Consider the following 20031-nt stretch of genomic DNA (forward strand, 5'->3'; position numbering starts at 1 on the left):
ATCGCGCGCGACGAGACAAGGGGAAGGACATGTTTGTCGACATCGGCGTGGTCGTGGCCTATCTGGCCGCGATGCTGCTACTGGGCTGGTACGGCATGCGGCGGGCCAGGACGCACGAGGATTTCCTGGTGGCGGGCCGCAATCTCGGACCGGCCTTCTACATGGGCACCATGGCGGCCACGGTGCTCGGCGGCGCCAGCACCGTCGGCACGGTGCGGCTGGGGTATGTGCATGGCATCTCCGGTTTCTGGCTGTGCGCCATGCTGGGCCTGGGCATCATCGTGCTGAACGTGTTCCTGGCCCGGCCGCTGCTGAAGCTGCGCATCTTCACCGTGACGCAGATCCTGGAATTCCGCTACAGCGCGCGCACCCGGCATGTCAGCGCGCTGGTGATGATGGCCTACGCGCTGATGCTGGCCGCGACCTCGGTGATCGCGACCGGCACGGTGATGCAGGTGCTGTTCGACATGCCCTTCTGGCTGGCGATACTGGTGGGCGGCGGCGTGGTGGTGGTCTATTCGGCGGTGGGCGGCATGTGGTCGCTGACCCTGACCGACATCGTGCAGTTCCTGATCAAGACGGTCGGCCTGATGGCCGTGCTGCTGCCGATCTGCCTGTCGCGGGTCGGCGGCTGGGACCAACTGGTGGCGAAACTGCCGGCGGCCAGCTTCGAGCCGACCGCGATCGGCTGGCCCACCATCGTGACGTACTTCCTGATCTATTTCTTCGGCATCCTGATCGGCCAGGACATCTGGCAACGCGTCTTCACCGCCCGCAGTGAGCGGGTGGCGAGGCTGGCGGGGGCGGCGGCGGGGCTGTATTGCATCGTCTATGGCCTGGTGGGCGCGCTGATCGGCATGACGGCGAGGGTCTTGCTGCCCGACCTGGACAACGTCAACAACGCTTTTGCCGCCATCGTGCAGGCCGAGCTGCCCGCCGGCATCCGCGGCCTGGTGATCGCGGCGGCGCTGGCGGCCATGATGTCCACGGCCAGCGCGGCGATGCTGGCGTCTTCCACCGTGTTGGCCGAGGACCTGCTGCCGGCCTTGCGCGGCGGCCGCGGCTTCACCCATGTGCGCAGCCATCGCCTGATGACACTGCTGGTCGGCGTGGCCACGCTCGGCATCGCGCTGGTGGTCGATGACGTGCTGGACGCGCTTACCTGCGCCTACAACCTGCTGGTCGGCGGCATGCTGGTGCCGATCCTGGGCGCCATCTGGTGGCGCCGCGGAACGACCACGGGCGCGATCGCCAGCATGCTGCTGGGCTGCGCCACGGCGATCGGCTTCATGATCCGCGACGGCCTGGCGGCCAATACGCCGATCTACGCCAGCCTGGCCGTCAGCGCCGTCAGCTTCATCATCGTCAGCCTGATGGGACAGGCGGCGGCGCCGGTCCACGGCGATTCATCTTCCAGGAGCACCCCATGAGTTTCACCCCCGAGAAGCTGGCCGCGTTGCGCGCCCGGTTCGGCGGCGCCAACGAAGCCGTCATCCACGATCCGCACTTTCGCGCGGTGGCGGCCAACGTCATCGACGACAGCGGCACGCGCAGCGCGCCCTATGCCGGCATGCCGACACTGCTGGATGCGCCGGCCCGGCAGATCGACTGGAGCCGGCCGGATTTCGGCGATCTGCAGGTGGCGCTGCTGGGCGTGCCGATGGACCTGGGGGCCAGCAATCGCAGCGGCTGTCGCTTCGGACCGCGCGCGCTGCGCGCCATCGAGCGCGTCGGGCCGTACAACCACGCGCTCAAATGCACGCCGGTGCGCGAGCTGCGCGTGGCCGACATCGGCGACGTGCCGATGCGCAGCCGCTACAGCCTGGAACAGTCGCACGAGGACATCCACGCGACCTACGAGAAGATCGTGGCGGCCGGCGTCACGCCGCTGTCGGTGGGCGGCGACCATTCCGTGACGCTGCCGATCCTGCGCGCATTGGGGGCGCGGCAGCCGGTGGCGCTGGTGCACTTCGATGCGCATTGCGATACCGGCGGTCCGTTCGACGGCAGCCGCTTTCATCATGGCGGGCCGTTCCGGCAAGCGGTGCTGGAAGGCGTGCTCGACCCGACCCGCACGATCCAGATCGGCATCCGCGGCTCGGCCGAGTACCTGTGGGAGTTCTCGTACGATTCGGGCATGACGGTGATCCACGCCGAGGACATTCCGCGCCTGGGAGTGGACGCCATCATCGCCCAGGCGCGGGCCGTGGTCGGCGACGCGCCCGTGTATGTGTCGTTCGACATCGATTGCCTGGATCCGGCTTTCGCGCCCGGCACCGGCACGCCGGAGGTCGGCGGCGTGACCGTGCGCGAGGCCCAGGCCATGCTGCGTGGATTGGCGGGCCTGGACATCGTCGGCGGTGACCTGGTGGAAGTGGCGCCGTCGTATGACGCCACCGCCAATACGGCGCACGCGGGCGCGCAGATCCTGTTCGAGATCCTGAGCCTGATGCGGCTGCGCGGCGCGCGCTGAGGCGTCGGGGCCCGGCGCGCCGATGCTTTGGCGCCGCGCAGCAGGCACGTTGGCAAGGGTCCTGTCGCCGTCGCAGATCTGTCATGCCGGAAAAAAAGGCCCGGCATGTGCCGGGCCCTCGGGAACATCCGCCGGTGTCAGAAGTGGATCACGGTGCGGATCGATTTGCCTTCATGCATCAGGTCGAAGGCCTCGTTGATGCGGTCCAGCGGCAGTGTGTGGGTGACGAACGGATCCAGGTCGATCTTGCCGTTCATCGCGTCCTCGACCATGCCGGGAAGCTGGGTGCGGCCCTTGACGCCGCCGAAGGCCGAGCCGCGCCAGACGCGGCCGGTGACCAGTTGGAACGGGCGCGTGCTGATTTCCTGGCCGGCGCCGGCCACGCCGATGATGATGCTTTCGCCCCAACCCTTATGGCAGCATTCGAGCGCGGCGCGCATCACGTGCACGTTGCCGATGCATTCGAACGAGAAGTCCACGCCGCCGTCGGTGAGCTCGACGATCACTTCCTGGATCGGCTTGTCGTGGTCCTTGGGGTTGATGCAGTCGGTGGCGCCCATGGCGCTGGCCAGCACGAACTTGTTGGGGTTGGTGTCGACCGCGATGATGCGGCCGGCCTTGGCCTGCACCGCGCCCTGGATCACCGCCAGGCCGATGCCGCCCAGGCCGAACACGGCCACGGTGTCGCCTTCCTTGACCTTGGCGGTGTTGTGCACCGCGCCCAGGCCGGTGGTGACGCCGCAGCCCAGCAGGCAGACCTTCTCGTGCGGCGCGGCCGGGTTGATCTTGGCCAGCGAGATCTCGTTGACCACGGTGTACTCACTGAAGGTCGAGCAGCCCATGTAGTGGTAGAGCGGCTTGCCTTCATAACTGAAGCGCGAGGTGCCGTCGGGCATCACGCCCTTGCCCTGGGTGGCGCGCACTTTCTGGCACAGGTTGGTCTTGCCCGACAGGCAGAACTTGCACTCGCGGCACTCGGCCGTGTAGAGCGGGATGACGTGATCGCCCGGCTTGAGCGAGGTCACGCCCTCGCCGACCTCGACCACCACGCCGGCGCCTTCATGGCCCAGCACCGCGGGGAAGAGGCCTTCGGGGTCGTCGCCGCTGAGGGTGAAGGCGTCGGTGTGACAGACGCCCGTGTGGGTGATCTGCACCAGCACTTCGCCGCGCTGCGGGGGCGCGACGTCGATTTCAACGATTTCCAGCGGCTTGCCGGGTCCGAATGCAACTGCTGCGCGTGATTTCATAGCTTGCTCCACGATGTCGATGGCGTTATTTCAGATAGGAACGGACGATGCGCATGATCTGATCGATTTCCGCTTCGGGTTCGATCGTGGCGCCGGGCCGTCCGCCCTGGGCGGATTGGAGGAAGGTCTCCCGGAGATGGCTTTCGAGCACTTCGGCCATCAGGCCGGTGGCCGCGCCGCGCAGGGCGGCCAGTTGTTGCAGCAGCGCGCCGCATTCCGTGCCTTCGTTGACGGCGCGCTCCAGCGCCAGCGCCTGGCCCTGGATGCGGCGCAGGCGCGTTGTGACGCGCTTTTTCTCTGCGGGGGAATGGGGCACACTGGGCTCCGGTAGATACAGGGGGGGAGTATACGCAGGCATGGCGTCCGCGTCCAATGCGGGCGGCCTGTCTGTACATGTCTAGTGGCCCCTATAATCGGTTTTCGTCCAACGGCACGACACAGGATATTCCGTGGCTTCCAATCCGCCCCGGCTGCCGGCCCAGGCCAATGCCCTGCCCGCGCCGCTCTATGCGCAACTCAAGCAGATGATCGCCCAGCAGATCCGCAGCGGCGCCTGGCCGGCGCATTACCGCGTGCCGTCGGAAAGCGAACTGGTGCAGGAGCTGGGCTATTCCCGCATGACCATCAATCGCGCGCTGCGCGAGCTGACGGCCGAGGGCCTGCTGGTGCGCATGCAGGGCGTGGGCACGTTCGTGGCCCAGCCCAAGACGCGCTCGGCGCTGTTCGCGGTCAACAACATCGCCGACGAGATCGTGGCCCGCGGCCATCGCCATCACAGCCGCGTGGTGCGGCTGCTCGAGGAAGCGGCCGGCAGCGAGCAGGCCGCCGCGCTCGACATCCGCGAAGGCCAGCCGGTGTTTCATTCGCTCATTGTGCACTTCGAGGACGACGTGCCGATCCAGCTCGAAGACCGCTACGTCAACGTGCGGTTGGCGCCCGACTACCTCAAGCAGGATTTCACTCGCCACACGCCCTATGAATACCTGACGCGCGTGGCGCCGCTGACCGAAGGCGAGCACGTGGTCGAGGCCATCGTCGCCAAACCGCGCGAATGCCAGTTGCTGCAGATCGAGCGCAGCGAGCCGTGCCTGCTGATCCGCCGGCGCACCTGGTCGGGCGAGCGCGCCGTCACCCTGGCGCGCCTGATCCACCCTGGCTCGCGCCACCGCCTGGAAGGAAAATTCTCCACATGACTTCGCCAGACGTGCGCCTGTACCGCGCACAGGACTATCCCCGCATGCCATGGCGCAATGGCGGGGGCACCACGCAGGAGGTGGCGTGCAACGCCGGAGGCAGCAGCGCCGCGTTCACCTGGCGCCTGTCGATCGCCGAGGTGGCCCAGGACGGCGGCTTTTCCGCGTTCAATGGGTTGCAGCGCGTCATTACCGTGCTGGAAGGCGCGGGCATCGCGCTGACCGTCGACGGCCGCGCGCAGGCGCCATTGCGGGCGCGCCAGGCCTACGCCTTCCCGGGCGACGCGCGGGTCGATTGCCGCCTGCTGGACGGCCCCATCCGCGATTTCAACCTGATCTATTCGCCGCGCCACCACCACGCGCGGCTGCAATGGATTGGCGGCGCGCGCGACTGGACCTTCCACAGCGCGGCCACCACCGTGCTGCTGTTCAATGCGGGCGACGCGCTCACGGCGCGGCGCGACGGCCATGTGCTGCCGGCGCCGGCGCGCTACGACTGCCTGCACCTGGAGAGCGCGGAAGGGCTGGCCGAATACCGCCTGGAATCGGCCACGGTGCTGGACGCCTGCCTGATCGAGCTGCAGCCGCGCCAGGGCTGATGCCGGGGTGCGACGCCCGCCGAGCGCGGCGTCGTACGGGAAATCCCTGATCGGTAACCGGGTCCGACCAGCTTGTATATACAAGCATAGGCATCCTATGATTCCGCCAGCAGGCCGCGCATCGCGCCGCGCCATCGATCATGGAGACCGCCTTGGAACAATCTAACCGTTACCGCGACGTCGAGATCCGCGCGCCGCGCGGCAACCAGCTCACCGCCAAGAGCTGGCTGACCGAGGCGCCGTTGCGCATGCTGATGAACAATCTCGATCCGGACGTCGCGGAGAATCCCAAGGAGCTGGTGGTCTATGGCGGCATCGGTCGCGCCGCGCGCGATTGGGATTGCTACGACAAGATCGTCGAGACGCTCAAGCGCCTGGAGGACGACGAGACCCTGCTGGTGCAGTCGGGCAAGCCGGTAGGCGTGTTCAAGACCCACGCCAACGCGCCGCGCGTGTTGATCGCAAATTCCAACCTGGTGCCGCATTGGGCCACCTGGGAGCATTTCAACGAACTCGACGCCAAAGGCCTGGCCATGTATGGGCAGATGACCGCCGGCAGTTGGATCTACATCGGCAGCCAGGGCATCGTGCAGGGCACCTACGAGACCTTCGTCGAGGCGGGGCGCCAGCATTACGACGGCAAGCTCGCCGGCCGCTGGGTGTTGACCGCGGGCCTGGGCGGCATGGGCGGCGCGCAGCCGCTGGCGGCGACGCTGGCCGGCGCCTGCTCGCTGACGATCGAATGCCAGCAGGCCAGCATCGACTTCCGCCTGCGCACCCGTTATGTCGACGAACAGGCCGCCGACCTGGACGACGCGCTGGCCCGCATCGCGCGTTATACCAAGGCGCGTCGCGCCGTGTCGGTGGCGCTGTGCGGCAATGCCGCCGAGGTATTGCCCGAGCTGGTGCGGCGCGGCGTGCGCCCGGACATGGTCACCGACCAGACCAGCGCCCACGATCCGCTCAATGGTTACCTGCCCGCCGGCTGGACCTGGGCCGAATACCGCGAGCGCGGCAGGCGCGAGCCCGCCGCCGTGGTCAAGGCCGCCAAGCAGTCGATGGCGGTGCACGTCCAGGCCATGCTGGCATTCCATCGTCAGGGCGTGCCGACGTTCGACTACGGCAACAACATCCGCCAGATGGCCATGGAAGAAGGCGTCGCCAACGCCTTCGATTTTCCCGGGTTTGTGCCCGCCTACATCCGCCCGCTGTTCTGCCGCGGCGTTGGCCCGTTCCGCTGGGCCGCGCTGTCGGGCGACCCGCAGGACATCCACAAGACCGACGCCAAGGTCAAGGAACTGATCCCCGACGACGCCCACCTGCACCGCTGGCTCGACATGGCGCGCGAGCGCATCCGGTTCCAGGGCCTGCCGGCGCGCATCTGCTGGGTCGGCCTGGGACAACGCGCCAGGCTGGGCCTGGCATTCAATGAGATGGTGCGCAGCGGCGAGCTGTCGGCGCCGGTGGTGATCGGCCGCGACCATCTGGATTCCGGCTCCGTCGCCAGTCCCAACCGCGAAACCGAGGCCATGCGCGACGGTTCCGACGCGGTTTCCGACTGGCCGCTGCTCAACGCGCTGCTGAACACCGCGGGGGGCGCCACCTGGGTGTCGCTGCATCACGGCGGCGGCGTCGGCATGGGCTTCTCGCAGCACGCCGGCATGGTGATCGTGTGCGATGGCACCGATGCGGCGGCCGAGCGTATCGCGCGCGTGCTCACGAACGATCCGGGCACCGGGGTGATGCGCCATGCCGACGCGGGCTATGAGGCCGCGGCCGATTGCGCCCGCGAGCAGGGCCTGGACCTGCCCATGGTCAACGCGCAACGCTGATCCGGGGCCGGCGGCCACGGCACCACAACCGGGCTCCGCCGCGCGGCGCCCGCCAGGAGACAACGCATGGAGCAGGACAGCGAGGCGCGCAATGGGGCGCACGACGGAGCGCTGATCGAGCGGCGCTCGATCGACTTCATTCCGGAGGCCGAACGCCATGGCAGGCTCTACAGTCAGTTCACGCTGTGGCTGGGCGCCAATCTGCAGATCACCGCCATCGTCACCGGCGCGCTGGCGGTAGTGCTAGGCGGGGACGTGTTCTGGTCGCTGGTCGGGCTGTTCATCGGCCAGGTCTTCGGCGGCGCCGTCATGGCGCTGCACGCGGCCCAGGGGCCCAGGCTGGGCCTGCCGCAGATGATCTCCAGCCGCGTGCAGTTCGGCGTCTACGGCGCGGCCATCCCGATCGTGCTGGTGTGCCTGATGTATCTGGGGTTCACGGCTACAGGCGCCGTGCTGTCGGGGCAGGCCATCGGCCAGTTGCTGGGCGTCAGCGACAGCGCAGGCATCCTGCTGTTTGCCGCCGTCATCGTGCTGGTCACGGTGTTCGGTTACCGCACGATCCACATGATCGGGCGCGTGGCCAGCGTGCTGGGGCTGATCGCGTTCGTCTACCTGTTCAGCCGTGTGATGACGCTGGGCGACGTGGGCCAGTTGCTGCAGATCCGCCATTTCAACTGGACCTCGTTCCTGCTGGCGGTGTCGCTGGCGGCCTCGTGGCAGATCGCCTATGGCCCCTACGTGGCGGATTACTCGCGCTACCTGCCCAGCCGCACCTCGTCGTCCAGGACCTTCCTGGCGGTGGGCCTGGGTTCGGTCGCGGGCGCGCAGATCGCGATGACGCTCGGCGTGCTGGCGGCGGCCATGGCGGCGGGCCAGTTCGCCGGCCGCGAAGTGGCCTACATCGTCGGACTGGGCGGCGCCGGCGCCACCGCTGCGCTGTTGTACTTCAGCATCGCCTTCGGCAAGGTCACCATCTCGACGCTGAACTCTTACGGCAGCTTCATGTGCATCGCCACCATCATCAGCGGCTTTCGCGGCCATGTGGAGATCTCGCGACGCCAGCGGCTGGTGTTCGTGCTGTTGATCGTCGGCGCGGCCACCTGTGTGGCGCTGGTGGGGCAGCATTCGTTCCTGAACGCGTTCAAATCGTTCATCCTGTTCCTGCTGGCCTTCTTCACGCCCTGGAGCGCCGTCAACCTGGTTGACTACTATTTCATCAACCGCGAGCGCTACGACGTCGCCGCGCTGTCGGATCCCGATGGCCGCTACGGGCGCTGGAACTGGCCCGGCATCCTGGTCTACGTGGCGGGCGTGCTGGTGCAGATGCCCTTCATCTCGACCAGGCTCTACACCGGTCCGATGGTCGCGCGCCTGGGCGGCGTGGACATCTCGTGGATCATCGGGCTGATCGTGCCAGGCCTGCTCTATTACGTGTTCGCCCGCCGCGGGCAGACGCCTGCGCCCCACCCGACCCTGCGCGGACACGACATCGCATGACATCGGATATCCGTCCTGGAGAATAAGAAATGGATCTGCACTTGAATCCTGGCCACCTGACGCTGGCGCAACTGCGCCAGGTGTACCAGCAAGCGGGCCGCGTGACGCTGGATCCGGCCGCCTACGGCCAGATCGACGCCAGCGTCGCCTGCGTCGAGCGCATCATTGCCGAAGGCCGCACGGCCTATGGCATCAACACCGGCTTCGGCCTGCTGGCCTCGACCAAGATCGCCCGCGAAGACCTGCAGGCGCTGCAAAGCTCGCTGGTGCTGTCGCATGCCGCCGGGGTGGGCGAGCCGCTCGACGACGCCATGGTGCGGCTCATCATGGTGCTCAAGATCAACAGCCTGGCGCGCGGCCGCTCGGGCATCCGCCGCCAGGTCATCGACAGCCTGATCGCGCTGGTCAATGCCGGCGTGTATCCGCATATCCCGCTGAAAGGCTCGGTGGGCGCTTCCGGCGACCTGGCGCCGCTGGCGCACATGTCGCTGCTTTTGCTGGGCGAGAGCCGCGCCCGCTGCGACGGCGAGTGGCTGCCGGCCAGGGCGGCGCTGGCCCGCGCCGGACTGGAACCCCTGACGCTGGCGGCCAAGGAGGGCCTGGCGCTGCTGAACGGCACCCAGGTGTCCACGGCCTACGCGCTGCGCGGCCTGTTCGAGACCGAGGACCTGCTCGCCGCGGGCCTGGTCTGCGGCAGCCTGAGCGTGGAAGCGATGCTCGGCTCGCGCGTGCCGTTCGACGCCCGCATCCACGAGGCGCGCGGCCAGCCGGGCCAGATCGACGTGGCCGCCGTCTACCGCGACCTGCTGACCGAAGACAGCGAGGTCGGCCATTCGCACGTGGACTGCGACAAGGTCCAGGACCCCTACTCGCTGCGCTGCCAGCCGCAGGTGATGGGGGCCTGCCTGACGCAGATCCGCCACGTGGCGCAGGTGCTGCAGATCGAGGCCAACGCCGTGTCCGACAACCCGCTGGTGTTCGCCGAACAGGGCGACGTGCTGTCGGGCGGCAACTTCCATGCCGAGCCGGTGGCGCTGGCGGCCGATAACCTGGCCCTGGCGCTGGCCGAGATCGGCGCGCTGTCCGAGCGCCGCATTTCGTTGATGATGGACAAGCACATGTCGCAACTGCCGCCGTTCCTGGTGAGCAACGGCGGCGTCAATTCGGGGTTCATGATCGCGCAGGTCACGGCGGCCGCGCTGGCCAGCGACAATAAGGCGCTGGCGCATCCTGCCAGCGTCGACAGTCTGCCGACCTCGGCCAACCAGGAAGACCACGTGTCGATGGCGCCGAATGCCGGCAAGCGGCTCTGGCCGATGGCCGACAACGTGCGCGACATCCTGGCGATCGAGTGGCTGGGCGCCTGCCAGGGGCTGGACTTCCGCGCCGGGTTGAAGACCTCTCCCAAGCTGGAACGCGCCCGCGGCCTGCTGCGCGAGCAGGTCGCGCACTACGAGAAGGACCGCTTCTTCGCGCCCGACATCGAGGCCGCCAGTCGGTTGATCGCTGGCCGTCACCTGAACGCGCTGATGCCGGCTGGCCTGTTGCCCAGCCTTTGAGCGCATCGACGATAAGGGGAGTACGCGCATGAAACAGATCTGGCGCAACTGCCACGTGGCGACGATGGCCGGCGGCGAATACGCGGCCGTCGAGCGCGCCGCGCTGGTGACGCGCGGCCAGCACATCGAGTGGGTCGGCCCGGAAGCTGACCTGCCGCGCGGCGACGAGGCGGCCGAGCACGACCTGGGCGGCGCCTGGGTGACGCCGGGGCTGATCGACTGTCACACGCATCTGGTGTTCGGCGGCGACCGCAGCCAGGAGTTCGAACAGCGCCTGCAGGGCATGGACTACGCGGTGATCGCGGGACAGGGCGGCGGCATCGCCAGCACGGTGCGCGCCACCCGCGCCGCCACCGAGGCGCAGTTGTACGCCAGCGCTCGGCGACGCGCGCTGCATCTGCTGCGCGATGGCGTCACCACGCTGGAGATCAAGTCCGGCTACGGCCTGGACCTGCCCAATGAGCGCAAGATGCTGCGGGTGGCGCGCCACCTGGGGCAGACGCTGCCGTTGACGGTGCGCGCCACCTGTCTGGCGGCGCATGCGCTGCCGCCTGAATTCGCCGGCCGCGCCGATGACTATATCGACGAGGTCGCGCGTCGCATGCTGCCGGTGCTGGCGGCCGAAGGGCTGGTGGACGCGGTGGACGCTTTCTGCGAGCACCTGGCCTTCTCGCCGGCGCAGGTCGAGCGGGTATTCCAGGCCGCGGCCCAGTTGGGCCTGCCGGTGAAGCTGCACGCCGAGCAATTGTCGTCGCTGCACGGCGCCAGCCTGGCCGCGCGCTACGGCGCATTGTCCGCCGACCATCTGGAATACCTGACCGAGGCCGACGTCCGCGCCATGGCGGCGGCCGGCACGGTGGCGGTGCTGTTGCCGGGCGCGTTCTACGCGCTGCGTGAAACGCAACTGCCGCCGATCGACCTGCTGCGGCGGCACGGCGTGCCGATCGCGATCTCCAGCGACCTCAACCCGGGCACCTCGCCCGCGTTGTCTCTGCGGCTGATGTTGAGCATGGCATGCACTCTGTTCCGCTTGACGCCGCAGGAGGCGCTGGCCGGCGCTACGGTCCACGCGGCGCGCGCGCTGGGCCTGCAGGCCAGCCACGGCGTGCTGGCGCCGGGCAAGGTCGCCGACTTCGTGGCGTGGGACATCGCCCATCCGGCCGAGCTGGCGTACTGGATCGGCGGCGAACTGCCCAAGCGGGTCATCCGCCACGGCGAGCCGGTCTGCGCGACCGCGCTGGACTGACGCGGCGGCGCCGGTCCGCGGCCGGCGCCGCGCGCGCGGATCAGGCCGACAGCGCCAGGCGCTCACGCGCCGGCAGGGCCGGCGGCGCGTATTCCTGCTGGCCAGCCGGCAGCCGGAAGGTGCTGACCGAATGCTGCAGGCGCTGCGCCTGCGATTCCAGCGAGGCCGCGGCGGCGGCGGCCTGTTCGACCAGCGCGGCGTTCTGCTGCGTCACCTGGTCCATCTGGGTCACCGCGGTGTTGACCTGATCGATGCCGGTGACCTGTTCGTGCGAGGCGCTGGCGATGTCGCCGACCAGCGTGGTCAGCCGCTCGATCGCCGCCTGGATTTCCTCCATGGTGCGGCCGGCGGTCTCGACCTGGGCCGCGCCGGCCTGCACCGTCGCGCCCGAGGCGCCCAGCAACTGCTTGATTTCCTTGGCGGCGCTGGCGCTGCGTTGCGCCAATGAGCGCACTTCGCCCGCCACCACGGCGAAGCCCTTGCCCTGCTCGCCGGCGCGCGCGGCTTCGACCGCCGCGTTCAGCGCCAGGATGTTGGTCTGGAAGGCGATGCCGTCGATCACGCCGACGATGTCTTCGATGCGCCCCGAGTCCTGCGCGATTTCTCGCATCGTGGCGACTGCGCTCTGCACCGCGGCGCCGCCACGGCGGGCCACTTCCGACGCCTCGGCGGCCATGGCGTTGGCCTGGCGCGCGTTGTCGGCGTTGCTGGTGACGGTCGACAGCAACTGTTCCATGCTGGCCGCGGTTTCCTCGAGCGCGGCGGCCTGTTGCTCGGTGCGGCTGGACAGGTCCTGGTTGCCGGCGGCGATCTCGCTGGAGCCGGTGTTGATTTCAGCCACGCCGTCGCGCACCGAATGCACCGTCCGCACCAGGCTGGCCTGCATTTCCTGCAGGTAAGGGATCAACTGGCCGACGCAGTTGTTGCCAAACGGGGCAATGGGCGCGGTCAGGTCGCCCGCGGCGATATGCTGGAAGTGGCGCTTGACCACGTTCAATGGCCGCTGCATGAAGTGCACGACATAGCGGTCGCCCAGCACCAGCAGCAGCAGGCTGACGCCCAGCACGATGCCGATGCCCGCGAACGCTTCGCGGCGCTCGGTCATGGACCGTTCGATCAGGGCCTCCTGGCGCTGCCTGGCGTAGGCCTGGTAGTTTTCGATGCTTTTGCCGAAGGCGCGGCTGGCGGTGACGACCGGTCCGGCGGCGTGGGCGCGCGCCTTCTCGATGTCGTCCTGCGCCAGGAAGTTGCGCTGCACCGCGATGCCGCCATTGACCAGCGCATCGAAGTCGTTGCGCAATGGGTCGAGGATCGACGCGGGCGTATCGTTCTTGGCCGACTCCAGGAATGCCTGCTGGTTCTTGCGGGCTTCCTCCAGCGCCGCGTCGATCGCGCGGCCTTCTTCGGCGGCGGGCGCGGCCAGGCCGTCGCGGGCGTATTCAAGCTGCCGCGCCAGCCGCAGGCGGGCGCGCATGATCTGGTCGTTGATGAGGGAAAGCGAGGAAACTTCGTTCAGCAGGTCGTTGCTGGCTTCGAGGGCGTCGCTGGCGTGGCGCAACCCGTTCACGCTGATGGCTGCCTGGCCGGCGAACAGGACACTGATCAGGAGCAACGTGCTCAGGATCATGCGGCGGATGGTGATGTCTTTCAGGAACTGTGTCATACGCGTCTTTCTTGGGGGTAGGAGACTGCCTCACCCCGGACAACGGCCCGGCCCCCTTGATATTTAGCGCGTGTTGCACATCTTACGTATGTGTCGGCCTGTCAGCGATATATAACGACATTAACCGCAATAAAAGCGTCTTTTCATCGCGTGGCGGGCGTTTCGGCCGGCTCGATCGCGCCAAAGCGCAGCCGCGCGAAGCTTGCCAGGCTGGCCAGCGCGGCGCACAGGCCGCCCAGCCACAGCGCGATCACGGCGCCGTGGGTGGTTGACACGTTGAAGCAGGCGGCCACCAGCGCCGCGCCGGTGGCCTGGCCCAGCAGCCTCACCGTGCCGATCATGCCGCTGGCCCCGCCCGCGCGCGAGGGCGGCGCGGAGGTCATGATGGCGCGCAGGTTGGGCGACTGGAAGAAACCGAAGCCGGCGCCGCACAGTGCCATGCGCCAAGAGATGTCCCAGGCCGAGGGCGCGGCCGGCAGCAGCGCCAGCGACGCCATGCCCAGGGCCAGGAGCGCCAGCCCCACGCCGCCCAGCATGCCGGCCGGATAGCGGTCGGACATGCGCCCGGCGATGGGCGCCATGATCGCCACCACCACCGGCCACGGCGTGATGAGAAAGCCGGTATGCACCTGGGTGTAGCCGAGCACCGTCTGGAACAGGAACGGCAGCGACACGAACGCCAGCGCCTGCGCCGCGAACGCGCACACCGCGGTGGCGGCGGACAGTGCGAACAGCGGTCGGCGCAACAGGTCCACCGCCAGGATCGGCGCCGGGTGGCCGGCCTGGCGCCGCATCAGCAGCCACAGGCTGGCCGCCGCCAGGCCCCATTCCAGGGTGACGCGCGGCCACGGCGCGCTATGCGCCAGTTCGTTCGAGCCGAGCACGAACAGCCCCAGCGTCATGGCGCACAGCGCCGCGGCCAGGCCGTCGAAGCCGTGCGGCGCGCGCGTGGTCAGGGGCAGGCCGCGCAGGCCCAGCGCCACCGCCAGCAGGCCGATCGGCACGTTGATCAGGAACAGCCAGTGCCATGACCCCAGCAGCAGGATGGTGGAGGCCGCGGTCGGCCCTGCGGCGAACGACAGGCCCACCACCATCGCGTTCAGGCCCATGCCGCGGCCGAGCACCGGGGCTGGATAGATGAAGCGCAGCAAGGCCGCGTTCACGCTCATGACGCCGGCCGCGCCCAGGCCCTGCAGGATGCGGGCCGCCACCAGCACCGGCAGGGAGGGCGCCAGCCCACAGGCCAGCGAGGCCAGGGTGAACACCACGATGCCGACCATGTAGACGCGCCGGTGTCCCAGGATCTCGCCCAGCGCCGCCGCCGGCAAGAGGCCCGCGACCATCGCCAGTTGGTAGCCGCTGATGACCCAGATGGAACCCGCGTCGCTGGCCTGCAGGTCGCGAGCGATGGTGGGCAGCGCGGTGTTGGCGATGGCGGTGTCGAGGCTGGCCATGCAGACCGCCAGCATGACGGCCAGCAGCGCGCCCAGGCGTTCGGACGCGGGCAGGCCGCGGCCCGCCGGATGGATGGTGTTGCTTGAGAAGGAGAACATGAGGAGACGCGCGGCGAAACGCCGGGGCCGACGGCTGTGGGTGAGCGTTGATTCTAGTGCGACATGTCGATTCAACGCTTCGTCAGCCGGGCGGACGTGGCCGTGCCGTGGGCGCCCGGGCGGCCAGCGCGCCGGGACGGCACGCGCAATGGCGGACGCGCGGTGATTATCGGCCGCTCGGCATTAATGCGACCGGGCGGTCACGCGGCGGCGTCGGAATAATCATCAACGAATAATCCCGCGGCCGGGATTTCTCTCGTTTCTGGGAACGCCGGTTACTAATTGAAATTGTCCTGTGTGCTGAATTACAACAAAATATCCCATCCCGGATTAATCGTGTTTTCATAGAGATAATTCAATTCGTTGTCCGGGATTCTTAATCCGTCTGGTGAGAAGTGGTAAGCGATGCGAGTTTGAATTTAACCAAATTGTGCCCGGCCACTTTATTCGCCGTACCATGGTTGTTATGCAGGTCTGACAGTGCAGCAGTATTTCGTGGGAGTGATTCATGAAACGCTTGTCCTTGTGCGCGACGACTCTGACTTTGACGCTTGCGGCGGCCGGCGCCCTGCCCCAGGCGGCGCTGGCTCAGACCACGGCCAACATGACGGTGACGCTGACCATTACCGCCAATTGCACCATCGCCGCGAATAACCTGAGCTTCGGCAGTCACGGCCTGCTCACCACCGCGGTCACGGGCAATACCACGGTCAACGTGACCTGCACCAATACCACGCCCTATACCGTCGGCCTGAGTGCCGGGACCGGTTCGGGATCCACCTTCGCCACCCGTTATATGAACGGGACCGCGACGGGCAATACCGCCAGCACGGTGCGATATCAGTTGTACCAGCCCGCGCCCAACCAGACGGTGGTCTGGGGCGATACCGGCTCCAGCGATCGCGTCGGCGGCGTCGGCAATGGCTCATCGCAGGCGCTCACCGTGAACGGCACGGTGCCCGTGCAGAGTACGCCGGCGCCCGATACCTATTCCTCGACCGTGACCGCGACGGTGTATTTCTAGTGGGCCGCCCATTCGCGGGCCGCCCATTCGTGGGTCGTATCTTCCGCATACTGGTCGGCGCGGTTTTCGCCTGGAGCGTCCTGGCCGTGCCGGCGCGGGCGGCGACGCTGCAGATATCCCCCGTGCTGGTGGACTTGCAGCCGCAGCAGAGCGCCACCGGCATCATGCTGCGCAATCCGGGCGTGACGCCCGTCTACGGCCAGGTGCGCGTCTACGCCTGGGACCAGGCGCAGGGTGAAGACGTGCTGACGCCGACGCAGGAGATCCTGGCCAGCCCGCCGATCATCCAGGTGCCGCCCAAAGGTGAACAACTGGTGCGTCTGGTGCGTGCTGGCAAGGAACTGGCGGCGCTGGAGCAGAGTTACCGGCTGGTGATCGACGAGATTCCCGATCCGTCCACGCCAATGGTCAATGGCGTGGTGCTGCGCATGCGCTACTCCGTGCCGGTCTTCGTGGCCGGCGCCACGCCCGAGCCGGTGCCCGAGCTGGCCTGGCACCTGTCGCGCCAGGGCAAGGAATGGGTGCTGCGGCTCGACAACTCCGGCACCCGTTATGCGCAGGTGGCGTCGCTGCAACTGCTGTCCGGCGCCGACGCGCCGCTGGCGAAAGTGGACGGCCTGCTGGGATATGCGCTGGCCCGCCGCGAGCGGCTTTGGCGCTTTCCCGCCAAACAGGACGCGGCCGGCCAGATCAGGATCCGGGCCATGGTGAACGGCAGCACCGTCACCGTCACGCCGCGAGTCGACTGACTGATTGCGTCCCGCGCCGCCCTTTTGGCGGCCGTTGGGGTAAGAGAAGGCAGCCCATGGCAGTACGCGCGATCCGTGCTTGCGGGCGCTGCGCCTGCCGCCTCGCGCTCGCACTGTCCGGCGCGACGTCGGCGGCGGCGGATTTGCCCATCCAACTGGTGTCGTTCGGCAATATCGCCGAGCGCGATGTGTATTTGGAGGTAAGTATCAACGGCGTGAATACCGCGCAGCTATTGCGTTTCCGGGATGCGCAGGGCCGGCTGTCCGCCAGCCCGGGCGCGCTGGGGTCCGTCGGGGTGGACGTGAGCAAGCTCGGCGCGCCCCGCGACAGCGAGATCCCGCTCGATGACATTGCCGGCCTGCGCTACACCTACAACGCCGCCATGCAGACGGTGAATCTGGTGGTGCCCGACGCGTTGCGCCTCCCATTCCAGGTGGATACCCGCGGCTTGCCGCAGACGCCGCGCGCCACCTCGGGCCGCGGGCTGGTCCTGAACTACGAGGCCTATGCGCAGACCGATGCCTACAACAAGGTGTCGATGTACACCGAGCAGCGCTACTTCGATCCGCGCGGCACGTTCAACAACACCGGCACGGCCTACCTCGGCGGTCGGGCCGACCGCTACATCCGCTATGACACCTACTGGACCCATTCCGACCAGGACACGTTGCGCACCCTGCGGGTCGGCGACACCATCACCTCGTCGTTGAACTGGTCGCGCTCGGTGCGGGTGGCCGGAATCCAGTGGGGGCGCAATTTCGCCTTGCGTCCGGATCTGGTGACATTCCCGGTGTCGTCCCTGAGCGCTTCATCGGTGGTGCCCTCCTCCGTGTCCCTGTACGTCAATGGCGTGCAGCAGTATTCGGGCAACGTCCCGGCCGGACCTTTCGTGGTCAACCAGATTCCCGGCGTCACGGGATCGGGCCAGGCCACGCTGGTCACGCGCGACGCGCTGGGACGCAGCGTCAGCACCTCGGTGCCGCTCTACATCGATACGCGCATGCTGGCGGCCGGCCTGTCCAGCTATTCCGTCGAGGCCGGCTTCGCGCGGCGCCAGTTCAGCGTGCGCTCGTTCGACTACGACAAGCGGCCCGCCGTCACGGCGTCGGGGCGTTATGGCCTGGACGATGCGCTGACCCTGGAGGGCCATAGTGAAATGAGCGCCGGCGTCTACAACGTCGGCGCGGGCGCGCTCGTCAGGCTGGGACAGGCGGGCGTGGTCAATGGCGCGCTGTCCGGCAGCGCGGGCCACTACGACGGCGGCCAGGTCAGCCTCGGCTACCAATACGTCGACCCGGCCTTCAGCGTCGAATTGCAAACGGTGCGCGCCCTGGGAAATTACGGCGACCTGGGCTCGCGCGAGGACGCGCCGGTGCCGCGGCAGACCGACCGCGTCACGTTCTCGCTGCCGCTGACCCAGTCGCAGAGCGTGTCGCTGAGCTACATCGGCTTTCGCATGCCGCAGGTGCCGGCCGCCAAGATCGGGTCGGCCTCGTACACCGCCAATCTGCACAGCCGCGTATCCATGAACCTCAGCGCGTACAACGATTTCGCGCAGACCAATTCACACGGCGTCTATCTCGGCTTTTCCATCCTGCTGGGCGACAACACGCAGTTCAACGCCTCGGTCGGCCGTCAGGGTGAGCAGGATACCTATAGCGCCGGCGCGCAGCGCAATGTGGATTACGACGGCGGCTGGGGCTGGGGCGTGGAGAATGGCCGCAGCGGCGGCAGGCAGTACAACCAGGGCAAGCTGCAGTTCCTGGGCCGCTATGGCCAGTTGACCGCGCTGGGGCAGGACTACGGCGGCAAGAGTCAGGCGGCGCTGCAGGCCGTCGGCGCGGTGGTGCTGATGGATGGTTCGCTGACGCCGTCGCGCCGGATCAACGACGGCTTCGCGCTGGTCAGCACCGACGGCACGCCGGACGTGGCGGTGCTGCACGAGAACCGCAAGCTGGGCCGCACCAACAGCGCGGGCCACCTGCTGGTGCCGGACCTGAATTCCTATCAGATCAACCGCCTGTCCATCGATCCGGACGAACTGCCGGTCGACATGAAACTGGAGTCGACCAAGGCGGTGGCGGTGCCGCAGGCGGGGTCCGGCGTGCTGGTCAAGTTCCAGTTGCAACGCTATGCCGCGGCGTCGGTCATCCTGCACCTGCCGGACGGCTCGGTGTTGCCGGTGGGGGCGCGGGTCGCGCACGTCGAAAGCGGCAAGCAGTCGGTGGTGGGCTACGACGGCATCGCTTTTGTCGAAGACCTGCAGGTCGAGAATCATTTGCGCGTGAAAGGCAGCGGCGTGTCGTGCGTGGCGGAATTTCCATACCGTCACGATCCGGCGCGCCCGCTGCCCACGCTGGGGCCGTTCGTATGCCAGCCGCTGAAGGAGCCCGGCCAATGAAATCCGCCTTGTTCGTTCTGGGTGCCTTGCTCGGGCTGGGCGCGACCGTCGATGCGCAGGCCAGTTCATGCTCGTTGGGGGCGGGCACGACGTCAACGATCAACTTCGGCTCGGTCAATCCGCTGTTGGCCACCGATACCTTCGCGGATGCCAACAGCGTCGTCGTCAATTGCAATTTCACTGCGCTGGCGCTGGGCGCGCGGCTGTGCTTCTACATGGGCGTGGGCAACACCAGCCCCAGCACCGCGGCAAGGGCCCTGGGCGCGGGCGCCTTGCGCATGAATTACAACCTATACACGGACAGCGGCCACACTCAGGTGTGGAGCACTGCGGGCACGACGGCGCCGACCTCGGTGCTGCTGAGCGGGCCCGCGCTGGGGGGCAACGCGTCGGCGACGTTTTCCTATTATGCCAAGCTGCCCGGCGGCCAGAACACGGTCTCGACCGTCGGCAACGCCAATACGCTCTACAGCGAGAGCTACACCACCACCGGCTATGTGGATATCGCCATCGGGTTGCTGGCCTCCCTGCTGGTGAATTGCCCGCTTGCCGCGCCGACGCAGCGGCTGTCCATCCCGCTGACCGTGCAGGCCACGGTGCAGAAGAACTGCACGATCAACACCACCGATCTGGCGTTCCCGCCGCAGGGTCTGCTCAATCAGGCCGTCACCGGGAATGCGCAGGTCACGGTGCGATGCACCAACAGCAATGCGTTTGCGGTCGCGCTCAATGGCGGCTCGGTGGCCAACAATGTGTCGGCGCGCAAGATGAAGCATGAGACACAGGCCGATACGGTCGGCTATCAGCTTTACCAGGATGCGAACTACGCGACGGTCTGGGGCGACGGCGTGACCGGAGGCACCACGCTCAACCGCACAGGCACCGGCGCCAATCAGGTGTTCACCGTGTATGGGCGGGTGCCCGCGCAGACGACGCCGCGCCCCGGCAATTACAAGGACACCGTGCTGGTCACCATCACTTTCTGAGTGGCGCC

Annotated in this window: 16 protein-coding genes; 12 read left to right on the plus strand and 4 right to left on the minus strand. The window is 67.9% G+C overall.

Going from position 1 to position 20031, the window contains the following annotated elements; all coding sequences use genetic code 11:
* Positions 1-29: 29 nt before the first annotated feature.
* Complete coding sequence (locus AAID08_RS01380) at positions 30-1430, plus strand: sodium:solute symporter (protein WP_054503676.1); 1401 nt, start codon at positions 30-32, stop codon at positions 1428-1430.
* Entirely contained in the window at positions 1427-2473 is a 1047-nt protein-coding gene (speB, locus tag AAID08_RS01385; RefSeq protein ID WP_395757280.1) for an agmatinase, read from the plus strand. Before AAID08_RS01380 ends, speB begins: the two co-directional genes overlap by 4 nt.
* Positions 2474-2610: 137 nt before the next feature.
* On the opposite strand, the gene AAID08_RS01390 is transcribed toward speB, so the two are convergent.
* Together AAID08_RS01390 and AAID08_RS01395 are read right to left on the minus strand one after the other, a co-directional pair.
* Entirely contained in the window at positions 2611-3720 is a 1110-nt protein-coding gene (locus AAID08_RS01390) for an S-(hydroxymethyl)glutathione dehydrogenase/class III alcohol dehydrogenase (RefSeq protein ID WP_054503674.1), read from the minus strand.
* A 25-nt stretch (positions 3721-3745) separates the two neighbouring features.
* Positions 3746-4036 (minus strand): metal/formaldehyde-sensitive transcriptional repressor, encoded by a 291-nt coding sequence (locus AAID08_RS01395; protein ID WP_006392430.1) that lies wholly within the window; start codon positions 4034-4036, stop codon positions 3746-3748.
* 133 nt (positions 4037-4169) lie between these two features.
* Here AAID08_RS01395 and hutC point away from each other — a divergent pair, with 133 nt between their 5' ends.
* From hutC to hutI, 6 genes are all read left to right on the plus strand, one after another.
* Positions 4170-4913, plus strand: coding sequence for a histidine utilization repressor (hutC, locus tag AAID08_RS01400; protein WP_175167250.1), 744 nt, complete (start codon positions 4170-4172; stop codon positions 4911-4913).
* Positions 4910-5512, plus strand: coding sequence for a HutD family protein (locus AAID08_RS01405; RefSeq protein ID WP_054503673.1), 603 nt, complete (start codon positions 4910-4912; stop codon positions 5510-5512). Before hutC ends, AAID08_RS01405 begins: the two co-directional genes overlap by 4 nt.
* Before the next feature lie 140 nt (positions 5513-5652).
* Positions 5653-7344 (plus strand): urocanate hydratase, encoded by a 1692-nt coding sequence (gene hutU, locus AAID08_RS01410; RefSeq protein WP_395757281.1) that lies wholly within the window; start codon positions 5653-5655, stop codon positions 7342-7344.
* A gap of 66 nt (positions 7345-7410) precedes the next feature.
* The gene (locus tag AAID08_RS01415; protein ID WP_054503671.1) at positions 7411-8841 is read left to right on the plus strand and encodes a cytosine permease; all 1431 of its coding nucleotides are present in this window, start codon (positions 7411-7413) and stop codon (positions 8839-8841) included.
* Between the two features lie 29 nt (positions 8842-8870).
* Positions 8871-10400, plus strand: coding sequence for a histidine ammonia-lyase (hutH, locus tag AAID08_RS01420; RefSeq protein ID WP_054503670.1), 1530 nt, complete (start codon positions 8871-8873; stop codon positions 10398-10400).
* A 28-nt stretch (positions 10401-10428) separates the two neighbouring features.
* Complete coding sequence (hutI, locus tag AAID08_RS01425) at positions 10429-11646, plus strand: imidazolonepropionase (RefSeq protein ID WP_395757282.1); 1218 nt, start codon at positions 10429-10431, stop codon at positions 11644-11646.
* 40 nt (positions 11647-11686) lie between these two features.
* On the opposite strand, the gene AAID08_RS01430 is transcribed toward hutI, so the two are convergent.
* Complete coding sequence (locus tag AAID08_RS01430) at positions 11687-13309, minus strand: methyl-accepting chemotaxis protein (protein ID WP_054503668.1); 1623 nt, start codon at positions 13307-13309, stop codon at positions 11687-11689.
* A gap of 143 nt (positions 13310-13452) precedes the next feature.
* Complete coding sequence (locus AAID08_RS01435) at positions 13453-14862, minus strand: MFS transporter (protein WP_054503667.1); 1410 nt, start codon at positions 14860-14862, stop codon at positions 13453-13455.
* Between the two features lie 508 nt (positions 14863-15370).
* On the opposite strand from AAID08_RS01435, the gene AAID08_RS01440 reads away from it, so the two are divergent.
* From AAID08_RS01440 to AAID08_RS01455, 4 genes are read left to right on the plus strand one after another with little or no spacing between them, the layout of a single operon-like run.
* Positions 15371-15886 (plus strand): spore coat protein U domain-containing protein, encoded by a 516-nt coding sequence (locus AAID08_RS01440; protein WP_064527227.1) that lies wholly within the window; start codon positions 15371-15373, stop codon positions 15884-15886.
* A 29-nt stretch (positions 15887-15915) separates the two neighbouring features.
* Positions 15916-16635, plus strand: a complete 720-nt coding sequence (locus AAID08_RS01445; protein ID WP_196767563.1) for a molecular chaperone — start codon at positions 15916-15918, stop codon at positions 16633-16635.
* Between the two features lie 56 nt (positions 16636-16691).
* Positions 16692-19037 carry a fimbria/pilus outer membrane usher protein gene (locus AAID08_RS01450; protein WP_395757283.1) on the plus strand — a complete coding sequence of 782 codons (2346 nt, stop codon included), beginning with the start codon at positions 16692-16694 and terminating at the stop codon, positions 19035-19037.
* Entirely contained in the window at positions 19034-20023 is a 990-nt protein-coding gene (locus AAID08_RS01455) for a spore coat U domain-containing protein (RefSeq protein ID WP_064527229.1), read from the plus strand. The genes AAID08_RS01450 and AAID08_RS01455 overlap by 4 nt, the downstream gene beginning before the upstream one ends.
* Positions 20024-20031 lie beyond the last annotated feature (8 nt).

Source organism: Achromobacter sp. EB05 (assembly GCF_044232075.1).
In the GTDB taxonomy this organism is placed as follows: domain Bacteria; phylum Pseudomonadota; class Gammaproteobacteria; order Burkholderiales; family Burkholderiaceae_B; genus Achromobacter; species Achromobacter dolens.